Genomic DNA, 16,199 nt, shown 5'->3' with positions numbered 1-16,199 from the left:
AAGAAGTTCCACTTAAGGAGACTTGCATGTCCGTCGAACACTTCACGAGCGACGACGCTTCGACCTGGTTCCAGCGGCTCGACCAGCGGATCTTCCTGGCCGACGTCGTCGCGCAAGACAGCGGCGCGGCCATGTCCGTCGGCTTCGCCCGCTACGGAAAAGGGGAGAAGAACCCGTGGAAGATGACCTACGACGAGGCGCTGGTCATCACTTCCGGCGTTTTCACCGTCGAGGGCCCATCGGGATCGGTGACGGCTCGGGCCGGTGAGGTGATTTACCTGCGTTCCGGCACTGAGGTGGTCTACGTGGCCGATGAGGACACGGAACTGGTCTATGTCACCTATCCGCATTGGCTGGCCGCTACGGAATCTTCAGTCGAAGCCCATCGTCTCGGCGATTTCCACGAGGCCTAGCGGAGATCCTCCAACAAGGCGGGAAGGACGAGTTCCTCTTCGACGCGCACTCCGCGTCGCTCAAGTGCCGGTCGCAGGTCCGGATCCCAGGTCGCGTCCGCCGGCCTTCCAGCCAGCGGACCGCCTGCCATGGTCGTCGTGGAGTACGCCGAGGCATCGAAACGCCAGGGCTCCCAAGGAAACCGGTCACGCAGAGTGTTTCCGATCCGGATACCGCCCCAGTCGAAGTCGCCGTGATACCGGAAAGAGGCACCGTCCGCCGCGAGCAGATCTAAGAGACGCCACACCGCGGCGGACGGCTGGCCGTTCACACAGACGAGAGGAGGGCAGCCAGGGCCCAGCTCATCGGCCGCGGAGGCAAGGACGATCGGGTTTTCGCAAACCGACACCAGCCCGGCTCCGAAGCCGAGCCTCGCGGTGTTCAACTGGCGTAGTGTCAGGACACACGGTTCGCCGGATTCCTTCGCCAGCGCGAGCATGCGGCCGGTCACAGTCTCCACGTCACCGGGCAGACCGAGGCACAGCACGGACGAGGACAGATCGTCACGGTGTACGCCCACCGCCGCCCAGGAAGTTCGCCGTTCGCCCGCTGTTCCATCTCCGGCCGGCGGTCTGCCACGGAGGGCCCTCACCGCCGAGAGGACGAGCGTCGCCAAGGGGCGTCCATCGTCCAAGCTGTGTGCGTCGCCGGTGGTCTCCGCCGCGAGCCTGCCCAAGGCGATGCCCCGCGAGGGTAACTCGGCGAGAACGTTGACCACTGCAGTGATCAACGCCGAAGCATGCTCCGGCTCGGAAGCCAACCTCCGGACCATGCCGGTGGAGTCCAACCACGCGCGCCACGTCGCCAGCGTCGGACGTCGCGCGACCAGTTCGTCCAATGGCCGGAAAGCCGCCGTCCAGGCCGCGGCTTCCGTTGCCCGGTCCGGCACGGGCCCGATCAGCAGTCTCGTCGCGTCGGCAAGCCCGTCGGGGGCCGAACCGCTGCGACGAAGCACCGCGTCGACTTCGTCGAGCGAAACGCTCAGGGAGATACCGGTACCGGCTCGCCTGCCGAGCAAACGTTCGATAGCCCTGCGCTGGTCGTGCGTCGCCGAACTAAGTGTGACGACTCCGCTCAACGGCCTGCCGGCGACCATCCGCCGGCGCAAGCGGTCGAGCAGCCACGCCGTGTCTTCGCCGCCCAGGAGCCTGCGGAGCCGATCCGGATCGGCCATCAGGCGCTCGGTACGTAGGGAAGCGGCCGTTGCCGCTGCACACGCTCGCGGCCGTCCCAGCGCCAAGGGGTCACGAGAACGGCGTCGATTCCGTCGCGCCGGGTGAGTTGTGCGATGGCCAGCCCCGGCACCTGCGGGTAGCAGCCCCATTCGCGTTCGCTGGTCATCACGACGTCGAGGTCGAATGCGGCGAGCAGACCTAGGCACTTGGCCCGTGAATCGTCGTCGACGCCGGCGAACGCTTCGTCGAGCGCGACCAGACGTGGCGTGTGGGGATTGGCCGAGGACGAGTAGAAGGAGGAGGCCGCGGCGAAAAGCGGAACCGACGCGGCGAGCACCCGTTCACCGCCGGACGCCGGTCCGGTCGCCGACCGCCACTGACCGTCCTGGTAGCGCTGAATGGCGAACTCGTGCCAGGTCCGATAGTCCAGCGCGCGAGTCAATTGTTCGACCCAGCCGCCGGCCGCGTCTTCGGCGTGCTCGCGGTTGATCTGCTCCTGCAGGAACCCGCCGACGGCGGTCCGGTCCTCGGCACTCCAGGCGTCCGCGGTCTGCCGCAACAACCGGTCTCGTACTCGATCGAGCCCAGCAGGCGCCGTTCGCGAAGTACGCCACTGCAACCGTAGACGCATTCCGGTCGACGTCGGCCGGGCTTCGAGGTCGGTGTTGATGGACCGGACCTGATCCTCGGCGTTCCCGATCAATTCTTGCAGCGTGCCCGCGACTTCGTTGATGAGGTGGTTCTCGAGGATCTCGCGTTCCTTCGCCGAAAGCAGGCTCGCCCGTTGCTCGTTCTCCATCTCCAAAGCGGTCACCAACGTCGGAATGTCCTGGGCGCGCCCTTGGAACAGCACATCGACGACGATGATCCCGTCTCGTACGGTCATACCGACCGAGTGGCCGTGCCTGGACAGCGCGTCGGTCAGCAATTTGTGCTCAGCCGACACCTTCTGCTGAACCAATTCCCACGGCCGGTCCGCGTCGTCCACGCCGTCCAGCGCGGCGTTGATCGCCCGCGCGAGAGCGACCGCCGGATTGGGAGCCCACTCGTTCCCGGGATCGGGGGACTCCAATTCGGGAATTGCTGTCGTCAACAGCCCTGTCTTCGCGAATGCCCGCAGCTCACTGATGGATTGCTCACGCTCGGCCACGGCGGTCTCGATCGAATCGCCAAGCGTGTCACGCCGTCCGATGGCCGTGCCTCGCTCTTCGTGTAAGACCCGTTCTTCTTCTCGCACCCGTTTCTCGCGGGCGTCCCGCTCGTCCGATTCCCTCGCGACCGCGGCCAGCTTCCGGTAGAGCTCCTCGACTCCCGCGCCCGCGGTCTCCACCAGGACGCGATGACGCTCGGCCGTGGTTTCGGCTTCAGCGCGGGCTTCGGCGGCCGACTCTCGCGCTTCGTCGTGGCGTTCGGCGGCCTCCCGCTTCTCGTGTTCGGCCTTGGCCACATCCGCTTTCGCCCGAGCCAGCGCTCGCGCCGCGGGCCAGAGCCCGGCAAGGGCCACCCGGTAGTCGCCGACCGCCTGGTGGACGCGGGCCAGTGCCTCGGGGTCCGTCGGCAGACCGACATCACCGGCGAATTCGATGGCCTTGCCGCGAGACCGCTCGGCTTCGTCGGCACACTCGGCGGAAACTCCGACGGCTTCGCCGAGACGGCCGTCGATCCGGCGCTTCTCCTTGTGCTCGCCGGTGAGCACGGAGTGGGCCTCGCGGAGATCGGTGTCTTCCGGCCGCGCTTGGTGTTCCGCGGTGAGGGCGGTCCGCTGAGCGGCCAGGCCGTCCGCGGCTTCCGCCAGCTCGGCAAGGCGCCGGGACATCCGGCCGCTCGCCTCCCGCAGCTCCTGGATCCGTTCCCTGCGCGCGGCTTCCCGAGCACCTTCACCCAGGTAAGCCGCGGCGTCCTTGCGCCATGTTCCGGTCAGCACGCCGATGGCGAAACTGCCGTCCACCGCGACCCAGGTGTCCGCGCCAGGACCGAGACCGATCGCACGCAAGACCGCGTTCACCACAGCGTCGGTCAGGGCCGAGGCCTGAGGGTCGGCCCGATCCACCGCCGGCGCGAGGACAGCGGTGAGGCCGCCTGACGGCGCGGCCTCACCGGGTTCGACGATTACGTCGCCGGTCCGCGTGCTGTGCAGTTCACCTTCCGGGGATACCCAAGCGTCCAGAACGCCAGAGGCCTCCAATGCCGCTTCGAGCCCGGCGCGGTGCCGCTCGTCGACGCCGGGGAGGAAGTCCACGACTTTCCATAGTGGAGCACCAGGACGGCCGGTCCGTGCGTCCTCGTCACGCGTGTGGGGCCTTGGCGGACCGTCGTGCCCGCCCGATTCCAGTCGTGCGATCTCGTCGGTGATCGCACGCCGCTCGTTTTCCGCCGCTGTTCGTTCTGCATCGAGGGTCGCTTGCCTCCGGGCAAGCTCGGCGGTCGCCCGCAGCACGGCCTCCTCGACGGCCGATGCCGCCGGATTGACGCCGATGAGTGTCTCGGTCCACGCGTCGAGGGCGTCGAGCACTTCGTCCATATCGGACAGTACGAACTGCTCGGTGTTCGCCAGGTAGGACCGGTAATCGTCGACAAGGGCGGCACCGCGCCCGGCGACACTCTCCTCGGCCGCGGTGATCCGCTCGGCGGCGCTCTGCTGCTCAGCGGTGATCCGGTCGACGCTCGCCCGCGCCGAACGCAATGCCGCCTCGGCCTGCGACGCGGCATCGATCAACCGTCGAAGCCGATCGACCGCCTTGGTCCGCCGTTCGATGATCGCCTGCCCGGCTCGCTCGTCTTCGTCGGCGATGACCGCGGAATGTCCATCGGCCAGGTAGGCGGCATCGGCGGCCTCATACGCGATCTCTTTGGCCTGTTCCAAAATCTCCGCATCGGCGCCGGCCGTCCGCCGAGCCGTCTCGGCTTGCTCCTCACGGAGGCGCAGGGTGCCGGCTGCCGACACCAGGTCGCGCTCCCGCAGTTCCGCGAACTCCCGGAGCTTCGCGGCTTCCTTCCCCACTTGTTTCAGAGTTTCGGCGTCCCGCATTTCGGGGCTGCTCTGCAGCGCGGCTCGGCGCGTGTCCAGCTGGGCTTTCGTGGTCGCCAGTTCCTCGAGCAGACTTTGGGTCTCCTCGAGCGCCAGGGTCGCTTTCTCGTACGCGGCCTCGGCTTCCCCCAACTCACGTCCGAGCTTTTCGTACGCGCTGTGCGTATGGCGAACCGGTGCCGCACGGCGTTTGGCCGCGATCCGGGAGTAGCGCCGGTAATGTGCGAGGAACTGTTCGGCCGCCGTCTTCGCCTCCGCGAGGGCGCGTAAGGTCTCGCGTTCCTCGTCCAGGCCACGGAATGCCTCCGCGACCGTGGCCACCAAGGCCGGGTCGAGCGGCGGGAGTGCTTCGGTTAGTGCCCGGGACAGCAGTTTCTCGTCCGGCTTCTTCGACAGCTGCGGTTGCCGCAGCTGGATCAGCAGATTGACGAGGGCTTCGTAGCGGTGGTTTCCCAACCCGAAGAGCGCTTCGTCCACTGCGCGTCGATAGTCCGACGCGGTGTCGTACACCAGGCCATGCCCGACGACGGCGTCCTTGAGCTTCTCCCTGGTCAAGGCCACCCGGGTCGGGCTGACCAGGGAAAGGTCCTGTCCGACGCGCTGGCCGGTGACGAAGAACCAGTGCTTGGCGATTCCGCGCCCGGCGACGGCCTTGAGACCACAGCCGAGGGTTCGATACTCGGCGCCCCCGCCGGGAAGGGCACGACCGAATTCCAGCCAGGTATAGCCAAGGCGTTCGTTGTGTGGATGTTTCCCGCCGAGCAGCAGGTTCCATTCCATGCGTTTGTTGCGATCCCCGTCGGGCTCCACCCGGTGTGCCGAGAGTTCGCCGTCGAGGAGGAACGGCAGAGTCAGCGCGAGGACCTTGGATTTCCCGGTTCCGTTGTTGCCGCGCAACAGCAGACGGCCGTCGTGGAAGTGGAACTCTTCGAGGTCGTAGTAGAACAGGTCGACAAGGCCTGCCCGGAGCGGTTGCCAGCGGGCTTTGTCCGGGACGGGCAAGGTCATTTCCCGGTCTTCCTCTCGCGGATGGTGGGCGCGTCGAGCCGGTACCGACCGATCGCGGGCAGCGCGCGCACCATCGGAGGATCCCCGACGGAATCCTCGACGAGCCGCAGTGCACGCAGCTTGTGCAACGCGATGGCGAGGAGTTCCTCGTCAGCGCCTTCGTCGGTGACTCCGCGACGCCAATAGGAGGCATGCTCACGGGCGATCTTCCTGACGTACGCCAGCATCCGCTCGATCGGCACCGGGCCGTTCCGCGCCGCGAGGTACTCGGCGACGAGCAAGGTGGCGTGGCCATCGGTGCGCTGCTCCGGCATGCGCACATCGGTCAGGTCGTCGGCGGGATCGACCATCGCGATGCCCTCCGCGCGGACCTCGGCGACCAGCCCGGTGGCGGCCTCGATCCGGTGCGTTATCGCATGCCGCTGGCCGGTCAGGTACGCCCGTTCATCGTCGGCCAGCTCGTCGTAATAGACCACCGGATCATCGAGGAGGCGGCGGGTCAGCCGGTGGCGCAGCGCCCGATTGCGCAGGTCGTCGGTGTCGGCGACCGGCTCGTGGGCGAGTTCTTCGAGCCTGGTTTCGAAATCGGCGGCATGGATCGTCGAAGGGCCACGCGGGCTGGTCAAGAGCGTGGCCAGCACCCGGCGCTGCACGTCGTACAAGACGTCTCCGTTGTCGCTCAAATAAGCGTCTTCCTCACCGGCGACACGTTCGAGGACACCCCACGAGAGCAGCAATCTGACCGCGGCGACGAGATCCGAACGCTCGTCCCGCCGGCTCATCGTGAAGGACACGCCCGCGTCGACGAGTTCGGGTTCGCCCGCGGCGGTGAGTACGCCTTCAGCGAGCCGTCCGAGGGTGATCTGCGCGTCGGCTCGCTCCAGGACAGCCAGCGCCAAGCAGAGCAAGACGTACCTGCGGCGGCCGAAAGGTGGTTTGCCCTTGCCGTCTCTCGCTGGATGAGTCTGGTCGGCCAACGTGGGCGCGGTTTTGAACAGGCGCGCGGATTCCGCACTGACCAGCAGCCGCCAGCCCGTCTCGGTGGCCAGCCAGTCACGCAGCTCCGGCGTGTGACGTCGGACCAGGCGCAGTACTTCGTCGTCCGTTCCGGCTGTCAACAGCGGCTTGGCAAGGAGCGCTCGCAGGGCTTTTCGTTTCTGGGCGACGGCTTCCTCGCCGAGCACGGTCACGCGATCGCCTCCTCCCGGCCGTTCCCGATCAGGTCGATGATCTCGATCAGGTGTTCCGGACCGTGCAGAATCCCGTCTTCGGTGTGGATGCTCACCGTTCCCCCGCCACGTACGAGAGTCAAGCGAACCTCCATCGTGCCGTCGCCCGTGGTGGTCCGGACTTCGTGATCGCCAGGGGCACGCGCCGACAGCGCGTCGCCGAGAAGACCGAGGAAGAGCCGGAACGCCCGCGCATCGAGTTCGCCCAGAGCCGATAGACGCGTCGGCCCTGGTGTCGCCAGCCGCTCACGTGCGGCGGCGACCTGCTCGGCTTCGAGAACCGCCTGCTCGGCCAGGATTCGACGCTGCTCGGCGCGGTCCGCGACCCGGTTGGGCTGGCCGCGCCGCTCGTAGGAGCCCGTCCTGCGCAACTGCGGGCTTATGTGCACTCCGGCCGCTTCCCGCCACGGCGTACTCGGTGCGGGTTGCTCTTCCTCCCACGCGGCAACGGTTTCGTTGTCGACGGTAAGGTGCCGCGCGGAACTGAGCCCGAACGCCGTCCGCCACAAGCGATGCGCCGCGTTGTCGTCCGGTGCCTCCGCGAACCAGCGAGCCAAAGTCCGGAAGTCGGCCGAGCGGTCGGAGCGTCCGGAACGGCGTTCGTTGAGCGCGGCCACCGTGTCGATGAGCTGCGTGATGGCGGTGACCGCGGCTCCGCGCAGCAGCCGCGCCTGTGACTGATGCCGAGAGTCGGCCGAAACGAACCAGTCGTGCAGTCCTCGCCACCGATTTCGCCAGATTTCGTAGCGGCTCTCGACGGCGGTCGCGTTTTCGCGGTCGTCAGGTGCGACATCGGCGGCTTCGCGTTTCGCCGCCACCATGAGGATGTCCCTGACTCCGGCTCGCTCAATCTCGCCCAGCAGGGTGGCGATCTCCGCACCCCGGTTGGCGAGGTCCGCGATGAAGCGGTTGACGTAGTCGATCAGCCGCTGCTTGTAGGCGACGAACGCCTCCACGTCCCCATCGGCGAAATCGATGACACGGCGGAGCGATGCCATGAACGCCTGCGCGTTGTCGGCCAGGCCGGTGAACCGCTCGGCGAGCGCGAGCAACAGGAGGTGCACCTTCGCCGGGTCGAGCTCCCGTGCCCCGGCCAACTCCACAAGCGCTCGCAACTGCGCGGCGATGTCCTCCAACGCCACCGACTGCAGCGATCCGCGGCGGCCAAGAGCCTGGTCGTAAACCGCGAGCGCTTCCTCGGCGGCCTGGCCGGCGGCCGTGAGCTGGTACAGGTACCGCGCACGATGGAAGTCGGCGACACTGGTCACCCGGCTCGTATCCGGATCGGCCCGCAGGTTGCCCCAGTCGACGAGCTTGTCCAGCGCGTCCGCGACCTGCTCGACGTCACCCGGCCTGCCCAGGTCCGCCGCCACGTCCTCCGGCCGCATGTGAACGATGAACCGGTCCCTCGCCCGCGCGAACGTCGACAGGACGTCGCGATAGAGCGCCGCGTTCGGAGCACTGAGGTGCGCGAACGGCTGAGGCTCCTGGTCGGTGGGCACGATCCCATTATGGGGAGGGCACCGACAGTTTCGGTGGGACCCCTCCGGACGCCTGGTCAGCACGCGATCGCCGCCGTCGGCGGGGCGACTTGCCGCTCGGTCATCTCGGCCGCGGAAGTAAGCGTCGCGGCAAGTTCCCGAGCCTCGTCGGACGTCATGTACCAGCCATGGTCGGTTTCACCCTTCCCGCACCAGATACGTGGCTCGATTTCGCGCACACCTTGGACAAGATGCACGGTCGCATACTCGGGTTGGTACGACAGGCCGGTTCCCATCTCGTCGCCGTCTTCCAGGACGAGAGGGACGTTGCCCGTCCACTTCGACATGTGCCGTCGGTCTCCGGCACGATCGTCATCGCTGTGCCATCCGGAGTCACACCACCATGGGCATGGCCGGGTCAGCCAGAAGACGGAATCCGTGCATATGCGCGCGTGCTCATCCGCACAAACGACGAGGTCCGCGCCATCGAGGCTCTGTGGGTTGAGCGGGACACGTCCACAGCGGGCGCAGACACTCCCTTGCTTCTGCGCTTCACTCAGCGTGGCGATCTCTGCCGGTGGGAAATTCGAGTTGCTCATGAAGGCGGCTCCCGCGTAGCTGCTTCGGATGAATACAGGGACCGCATGTCATGCCGCGGAACTACCTGTCTTCAGGTATCCGGCGAGATGCCGGGTGGCGGAATCCAGCTGGCACGACACCTGGTAGCGGCTGATGCCAAGACGGTCAGCTGCCACTGACCGCTCGTCGTGGTCCAGAAGCACATCGGACACCAAATCGGCTTGTGCCGGTGTCACCGCACCCGCGAGCATGGCACCGGCCAGGACAAGATCCGGATGTCCCGTGGCCGAGCTCGTGGTGGCTATGGTGTCGTCGAGCTCAGATCGGGACATCGCGAGCCGAGTCTCGCGGTTACACGCTTCGTACGCGCGTCGGAATGCGGCCCAGTAGAGCTGCCCGTACACCTTCTGAGCTCCATCGTCGGCGAGGTCCAGTGCTTGCAGGAACCCTTCGAGGATCTCGGAATCCAGGTCGTTTCGCTCGCCCGGATAGCGAGACCTGAGCTTGCTGCCGATGTGCTTCAGACCGGGCATCATCATGGCGGCGGCCACGATGATCCACGGGTCAGGCGTCGCATGCGCCCGCCTGACCAAGTCTCGCCAGACGGCGTTCTTGGTAACCCAGCTCGTCTGCCTCTTCAGGAGCAGTACTCGCACCTCGTCGATGGGTTTCACTTCCGCGGGCAGACCGCAGCCGAGCGCGGCGCAGTCAAGCGTCAGCGCCCGTGGGCCGGCGGCCAACGCCAGGAACTGCCGCTCGATCACGTCCAAGTCCGACGGGGAGTACGTCATTGTGGGGAGCCTTTCGGGGTAGGCGGGCAGTCTCACTCCCCAAATCACCTCGGGCGGCACCGTATGCAAAGGATTCACTGCATCGAGTGACATGTCGGTTCTTGCAAAGTGAGAATCTTCAGGTGGGGAGTGATGTGCTGGGCAAGTGCGATCAGCTGTCGGGGGAGGGCCGCACCGAGCAGGTGATCGTCGGCCGCGCGATCGCCCGAGCCAACCCGAGGGGCTGGCGAACCTGGTGGAACAAGCCGTCAAGGACGGGAAAATGGTGGTCATCAACAAAGACGACACCCTGGTATCGTCAACGCATAGCTCCTGGAGAGACCAGCGCCCACGGGCAATCCGGGGCGCGATGACCCCGGCGAACGTCGGCGAATCCGGACCAATGCTGATCATGCGCTTGATGGTGGCCCTGCTCGCTCTGCTCGCTCTCGTGGCGGGCTGCGGCATGAGCCCCCCAAGAGTCGCGGTCGAATTCGACGAAGGCCTCGAAAGAATCATCGGCGAGCTCGTCAGGACAGGTGGATCGCGGCCGCTCAAGGCGCTGGTGCCCGGCGATTGGACCTCGGTACAGGTCCTCACCGGACCCGCTTCAGGCGAGCGAATCGAACGCGAGCTCGGCCGTCCTGTCGCGGTCGAGGGCGATGGTACCCACAACGGGGATTACGTCCAGGACGGCGATCTGCTGGTGTTCGACAGCGACGGCGCGACCACGCGGATGGTCAGCCTCGGCACTCTCGCAGTGCTCGGCGAGGGTAAGTACCGTGCCGATGTGGTGCTGCAAACGCGGGATGGCGCCATCACGATGACGGACCCGGACGGCCGCCCCGCCGGCGGCTGACGTGGTTTTGGGCGAGCTGGACCAACGACGGGAGGCGCCGAGTGCGGCTGTAGGTCGTCCGGCGTCGGCGACCCTTGCCACCTAGGAATCAATACCGAGACGGTGTTGCTCGGCGAGAATGATCCGCTGTCCCATCGGAACCGCGTCATCGTCGAGGACGGCTGGGCGGTGTTCCCTGATGTCGATGGAGCGGCTGTCCGCTTCCTTGGCATCGCTCTTGCGCGCGAATTCGGCGAACAGGAGGCTCTTGCGCTCCTGGATTTCGCGCATCCGTTCGTCGACACTGCCCTTCGCCAGCAGGCGATGGACCTGGACCTTACGGATTTGACCCATCCGGTACGCCCGGGCGATCGCCTGCTCCTCGATGCTGGGTTTCCACTGCGGTTCAGCGATGATCACGATGGATGCCGCCTGAACGTTCAGTCCCACCCCGCCTGCCTCGATCTGGCTGAGCAAGACCGCATGTCCTTCTCGCCGGCTGAAGGTGTCGACCAGCTGCTGGCGTGCGACAGGCGGCACCGAGCCAGTCAGTGGCCCGACGACCGCTTGCCCCAGCCTTTCGTGGATGGCCTTGAGTACATCGAGGAAGTTCGAGAACACTACGACCTTCAGGCCGTCTTCACGCGCCTCGTCCACGATTTCCGCAAGCCGTTCGAGCTTTGCGGAATCCGTCGAACGGAAGGCGCTTTGGCGCATCTGCATGAGATTCTTTTCGCGCACTGTCCTCGCGTATTCGACATTGTCGTCGCGGGTGAACTGCACCCAATCCTCGACTTCGATCTTGTCGGGAAGTTCGGTGAGCACGTCTTCTTGATTGCGCCGCAAGTAGGTCGAAGCCACAGCTCGTCGAAAGCGCTTGGCTCCGGCCAACGCGTCGGTCGCGTCCAAGCTTCGTGCGACGCGAGGCTGCAAGTAGTGGACCAGGTTCCGAAACTCCTCGACTCGGTTCTCCATGGGCGTACCGGTGAGGAAGAGCGCTCGCTGAGCCTTGTCGACGACGTCGGCCACGAACTTGGAGCGCTGAGAAGTGGGCTTCTTGATGTAGTGCGCCTCGTCCACTACGAGCATCGCGATGCCGGCCGCGGCGATGTCGTCGAAACGGCCGAGGAGCGTGAACGTGGTGACGGCGACTCCTCCTGTGCGCAGCCACTTCTGTGCGGCGGCATCTCGGCCGGCGCCGTGCAGGTTGTGTGCGGTGAGCGAGGTGTGCTTGCCGATCTCGTTGATCCAGTTGATCTGCACGCTGGCCGGGCAGACCACGAGGAAACGATTTTGGCCTTTCGCGGCCATGTGCGTCATGGCCGCGAGGGCCTGCACGGTCTTACCGAGCCCCATCTCGTCGCCGAGGATCGAACGCTCCTGGTGAATCGCGTATTGGGCGCCGAAAACCTGGTACTTCCGTAGTGTCGCCTTCAGGAGGCCGGTGTCCAGCGGGACCGCGGTGATCTTCTGCCGGAGCTCTTCCGGGAGGAAGCCCTCTGAAGCCTCGGAGTCGTCGGCTTCACCGTGGCCGCCCAGGGTGGACAGCAGGGCGTTGAAACCCGCAGCCTCGTTGGCGTAGTCCTGCCACAGCTGAGCGGGAGTGTACGAAGCTGGGTCGACGGCTCGCTCTTGCCGCTCCACCGCCTGGTGCAGCTCGATTACGCGAGGGTCGGCGAGGATGGCGTCGAGCGTGGCCAACGCGCTCAGCGCTACGTGTTTCTTCGCCTTGCGACGGAAGAACATGGCGGATCGACTGGTCGTGGGCTCAGCCTGGCGCACGAGTGGATCGGCCTGTTTGGCGAGCTGCCGGAGTGGGCCTTGCAGCGCTGCTCGTGTGCTGTCGGCGTACCGGGCGGCCGCGAGCGTGGCGAGCAGCCGCGTTTGCCCGGGCATCTGGCGGTCAGGGTCGAACCGGACACGGGTGTCTCGGCGTACTTCGCCAGCCAGCCGGTTGGCGGCCACCGAGACCTGTTGCGCAGTTTGGGGACCAATGCCCGGTATCGCCTGTAACTGATCGGGCGTAGCCCTGAGTACGTCGGCGACCGTCCGGTACCCCGCATCGGCCAAGGCGCCCAGCCGGGCACCCTTGCCGGCGAGGGAACGGAGGTCAGCGACAGGCCGGGCTTGCATGACCGCGAAGGCCTCTTGACCAGCGAGTGTGTCAAGCTGTTGGCGGGCACTTTCGCGGAGTGAGTCGGCTGCCTGCAGGAGAGCTGTCGCTCGCCGGGCGAACGCTCGGACATGTTCGAGAGTCGCCTTCGCTGCCGGTCCCACCTTCGCTTTCGCGAGGCTGATCGCCGCGGCATCGGTGATTGCGACAGTGCTACCCCGTGCAGGCTGTGGTGTGCCCACCTGGTCCCCTCTCGCCATGGGTCAGCCCAAACCGGACCTGCGCATTCGTCACGCCACGCTAGCCACAGAGAAATGCGTGGCGATCCTCATGTCGTTTGTCGACCTAAAGATGTTTCCACTCTCGTCGCCGAGAACCTCACCCCGTCACAGCGTGCAGTTCTGAGACGAGGCCATGCAGATGCCGGGCTTCCGCTGCCGGCGGCCGCCAAACCGCACTGAGGCCGACCCGAAAAGCGCCGAAAATCATGGCTTCGTCGCTGGCAGCCATCGGGCGACTTGCGAACGAGCGACACCTTCATCGACGTGCCAAAGCTTGAGTCCCCCGTCCCACCGCGCGTTGACCTCGCGTTTGGCCTCTTGCCGTTCCTCGTACGGTACCTGCAGATACAACCGTCCGTTGACCACGTCGCCAGGGTTGACTTGCCGAGTGGTGGTGGCTTGCTGCTTGGAGCTGTTCCGAAACCGGGGCGGCGCCAGCGGTCGTTCCCTACGTGCAGTCGTCATGATCCGCTGTACACGCTTACACGCGCTAGCGTCGGTGATCCGCATCATGAGGTCTGTCGGTCCGGTGTTGGCCAGGAGGTTGAGCGAACCATGCCACAGCACGGTCTCGTCCACGATCATGACCTTCTCGTGCATACGTTCGCGGAACGACACCTCACAACCGGCGCCTCGCAAGTCTTCCACGAGCTGGACCGCGGCCGTGCCTTCTTCAGGCGGTCGTGTGTGCACAGTGACCTGAATCCCGGCCCCCAGGCGTGGGGTGAGCCGAAGGAGCCATCGGCTGACGGCACGCCGATCAAGGAAAGGTGAGTAGATCTCGAGGCTGCGTTCGGCGTGGTCGATATCCCATTCGATCGCGCGAGGTACCTCATCCGCTGGGAAGAAGGCAGGGCGGGCCAGCTCCTCTTTGGATAGACCGGACAGATCAGCGGCTTCACGCACAGGCACCAGATCGTCGACCGAGATGCGGTGTGCGTGACGCACCAAGTGGTCGAGCATGTGTGCGGCTTCGCTGCCGGGTTGCAGGCGCTTGCCGAGGAACTCCGCATCCGCGACGACGACGAGGTGGTCTTGTGCCCGGCTCAAAGCGACGTTCAGCAGGCGACAGGTTGTCGACGACAATCCGGATTCCGCGTAGAACATGCCGAGCTTGTCACCGGCGCCGGCGACCGTGTCGATGACCACGACAGGGCGTTGGCTCCCCTGAAACCGGTGAACCGTGTCCACCAGGCCTTCATACGCTTCGCCGAACCGGTATCGGAGGCTGGCCTTCAGCGCCCGCACTTGGTCTTTGTATGGCGCGATCACGGCGAGGCGATCGGTGGGGCGTTCGCCGTCCGCAGCGGTGTCGGCCTTCCGGCCCGGCAATACGGTGTCGTACTGCAGTCCGCGGATGTACTCGTGGATCACGGCTTCGTGCACAGGATTGGTCTTGTGCGCGCCGTAGGTGCCGCGAGCGTTGGGGACACGCCGGGCCGATGTGTCGACGAGCACGAGTGCCCCTGTGAGCAAGGGCGACTCCGGCACCCGGCTCATGTCGTTTCGCAGAGTGCGTAGCGGGCTGTCCGGGTACGCCACCGCGTTCACCACCGCGCAGATCTCCGGACGCATCCGGTACTGCGAGTCGAGACAGATCATCCGAGAGTCGGGTTTCGCCGCACCGGAGGCATCGACGAGGCCCGCCGCGGTGAACGTGTCCCGGTCCATCCATCGCTTCGAGTGCTCGCGTTCGGCGGAGGTGGCGGTTCGGCTGGTCGAGCCATGCGTTATCGGAGGAAGCTGCCGGAAGTCTCCGGCAAGTACGACTCGCTTCGCCGCCAACCCGGCCGCGTACCAGGCTGAAGGCAGGTCGACCATCCCCGCCTCGTCGATGATCACGACGTCGATCGCGGGCATCAGCGCAGCCGACTGCACGGCTTTGGAGACGGTCGTGCCCATGACCCGGCAACGGTCACGCACTGCCGCCTCGATGTCTGCTCTTTCCTTTTCGGCGTGGGTCAACACATCCAGCAGGTCGCGTTCCGCCGCGCGGAGGTGGGAGAGGGGGTGAATGCCCGCTAACCTGGGCCACAGGTTCTGCAGCCGCTGAGTCACCGTATCCAGGTCTGCCTTACAGCCTGCAAGTTCATGATCACTGGCTTGGCGCGAAAGGCGGAGCTCGTCGGCCGTTGCCGAGTGGTTGCCTGCCCTGACCCGCAAGGCGCGGATCTTCTCTTCACGTCGTGCCGGGAACAAACCGGTCTGACCTTCCAGCCGGTCTGCTCGTGCTGTGCATTCGGATGCCGCCAGGTCCTCCTGTCTCGATCGGAGTTCGTGTTCGGAGATCACAAGTTCCAGTTGCTGTGCGCGTTTCTCCAGCTCGTGACGCTCGACCGTGGCGGTCTGGATCTGTGTGTGCAGCTCGATGTCGGCACGAACGTCCTTGAGCCGCGCAGTGGTCTCGTCGATGCGGGCGGTCAGCTCTGTCGCCAACCGAGCCGTGATTTCGCTCGATCTGATCGCCGGACCGTAGCGCCGCTCCAGCGATGGGACGGCGATCTCACCATTGCGTTGGACGAGGCCGGACATGAAGTGGTCCTCGCGTTCGAATAACTCGCAGACGCGCTCCAAAGCCTGGTCGACCGCGACATGGGTAGGCGCCAAGAACAGTACTCGCAGGCCCTGCCTGTAGCAGCCTTCGATGATGCGGCTGATGACCTCTGTTTTCCCAGTACCAGGGGGTCCCCAGATGAACGTGATCTCGCTCCCCAGGGCATGGTCGATCGCCAGACGTTGCCTGCTGTTCAGGCCGAGCGTTTCGTAGCCGCGTACGAACCGATCGATCTCGGTGCAACGTCCGATCCTCGGGGAGCCCTCTCCGAGGATCCACGACGCCGTCGTTGTATTGAACGATTTGGGATCTTCACCGATGGCCGCGATTCGGTCGGCAAGCAGCTCGAGTGTCACCGTGTCGTCGGCGCGGATTTGCATGCTGCCCGGGTTCTGACCCAAATCGGTCGTGGAGGTCAGTCTGACCTTTCCATCGGGCATGAGCGAGGCGGTCGCTCGTGACCACTGTTTCGGTGACCGCGACGGCCTTAGCAGGTACCGATTGCGCGGCGCGGGCTGCCACTTCTGGGCCGAGAAGACGTAGTCGTAACCCGCATCCGTGGTGGCCAGCAGGCTTCCATCACGGAGTGAGGTCTTCTCCGAATCTGTGCCGCTCGCGGAAAGTATGGCAGCGATCTCCTGCCGGATCGCCGTGACCAGGTTGTCGATCGGGTAGTTGCGTGTCACCATT

10 protein-coding genes are annotated in these 16,199 nt (G+C 65.9%); 2 read left to right on the top strand and 8 right to left on the bottom strand.

The genetic code is table 11. The features are described 5' to 3' along the window. Window positions 1-26: 26 nt before the first annotated feature. Window positions 27-413, top strand: coding sequence for a cupin (locus tag ACZ1DY_RS38570; protein ID WP_465482594.1), 387 nt, complete (start codon window positions 27-29; stop codon window positions 411-413). Here the strand turns inward: ACZ1DY_RS38570 and ACZ1DY_RS38565 are convergent. Genes ACZ1DY_RS38565 through ACZ1DY_RS38540 form a run of 6 tightly spaced genes read right to left on the bottom strand, consistent with a single transcriptional unit; the run spans window position 410 to window position 9,744 of the window. After that, on the bottom strand, window positions 410-1,627 hold the full coding sequence (locus ACZ1DY_RS38565) for a TIGR02679 family protein (RefSeq protein WP_465482593.1): 1,218 nt from the start codon (window positions 1,625-1,627) through the stop codon (window positions 410-412). The two genes, ACZ1DY_RS38570 and ACZ1DY_RS38565, sit on opposite strands and share 4 nt — an antisense overlap. After that, window positions 1,627-5,664: a TIGR02680 family protein gene (locus tag ACZ1DY_RS38560; protein WP_465482592.1), complete on the bottom strand. Its 4,038-nt coding sequence runs from the start codon at window positions 5,662-5,664 to the stop codon at window positions 1,627-1,629. Before ACZ1DY_RS38560 ends, ACZ1DY_RS38565 begins: the two co-directional genes overlap by 1 nt. Continuing rightward, entirely contained in the window at window positions 5,661-6,854 is a 1,194-nt protein-coding gene (locus tag ACZ1DY_RS38555; RefSeq protein ID WP_465482591.1) for a TIGR02678 family protein, read from the bottom strand. The genes ACZ1DY_RS38560 and ACZ1DY_RS38555 overlap by 4 nt, the downstream gene beginning before the upstream one ends. Further along, window positions 6,851-8,395 (bottom strand): TIGR02677 family protein, encoded by a 1,545-nt coding sequence (locus ACZ1DY_RS38550; RefSeq protein WP_465482590.1) that lies wholly within the window; start codon window positions 8,393-8,395, stop codon window positions 6,851-6,853. The genes ACZ1DY_RS38555 and ACZ1DY_RS38550 overlap by 4 nt, the downstream gene beginning before the upstream one ends. Before the next feature lie 56 nt (window positions 8,396-8,451). Beyond that, window positions 8,452-8,973 carry a DUF6907 domain-containing protein gene (locus ACZ1DY_RS38545; RefSeq protein ID WP_465482589.1) on the bottom strand — a complete coding sequence of 174 codons (522 nt, stop codon included), beginning with the start codon at window positions 8,971-8,973 and terminating at the stop codon, window positions 8,452-8,454. 48 nt (window positions 8,974-9,021) lie between these two features. Further along, window positions 9,022-9,744: a hypothetical protein gene (locus tag ACZ1DY_RS38540; protein ID WP_465482588.1), complete on the bottom strand. Its 723-nt coding sequence runs from the start codon at window positions 9,742-9,744 to the stop codon at window positions 9,022-9,024. A gap of 262 nt (window positions 9,745-10,006) precedes the next feature. Here ACZ1DY_RS38540 and ACZ1DY_RS38535 point away from each other — a divergent pair, with 262 nt between their 5' ends. Further along, on the top strand, window positions 10,007-10,582 hold the full coding sequence (locus ACZ1DY_RS38535; RefSeq protein WP_465482587.1) for a hypothetical protein: 576 nt from the start codon (window positions 10,007-10,009) through the stop codon (window positions 10,580-10,582). An 81-nt stretch (window positions 10,583-10,663) separates the two neighbouring features. On the opposite strand, the gene ACZ1DY_RS38530 is transcribed toward ACZ1DY_RS38535, so the two are convergent. Together ACZ1DY_RS38530 and ACZ1DY_RS38525 are read right to left on the bottom strand one after the other, a co-directional pair. After that, window positions 10,664-12,916 (bottom strand): DEAD/DEAH box helicase, encoded by a 2,253-nt coding sequence (locus tag ACZ1DY_RS38530; RefSeq protein WP_465482586.1) that lies wholly within the window; start codon window positions 12,914-12,916, stop codon window positions 10,664-10,666. 243 nt (window positions 12,917-13,159) lie between these two features. After that, on the bottom strand, window positions 13,160-16,198 hold the full coding sequence (locus tag ACZ1DY_RS38525; protein WP_465482585.1) for an AAA domain-containing protein: 3,039 nt from the start codon (window positions 16,196-16,198) through the stop codon (window positions 13,160-13,162). Window position 16,199 lies beyond the last annotated feature (1 nt).

The sequence above is a fragment of the Amycolatopsis sp. PSD-21 genome (genome assembly GCF_055561455.1).
The sequence above is the reverse complement of the archived record's forward strand: the minus strand, read 5'-3'. Positions and strand labels throughout refer to the sequence as shown.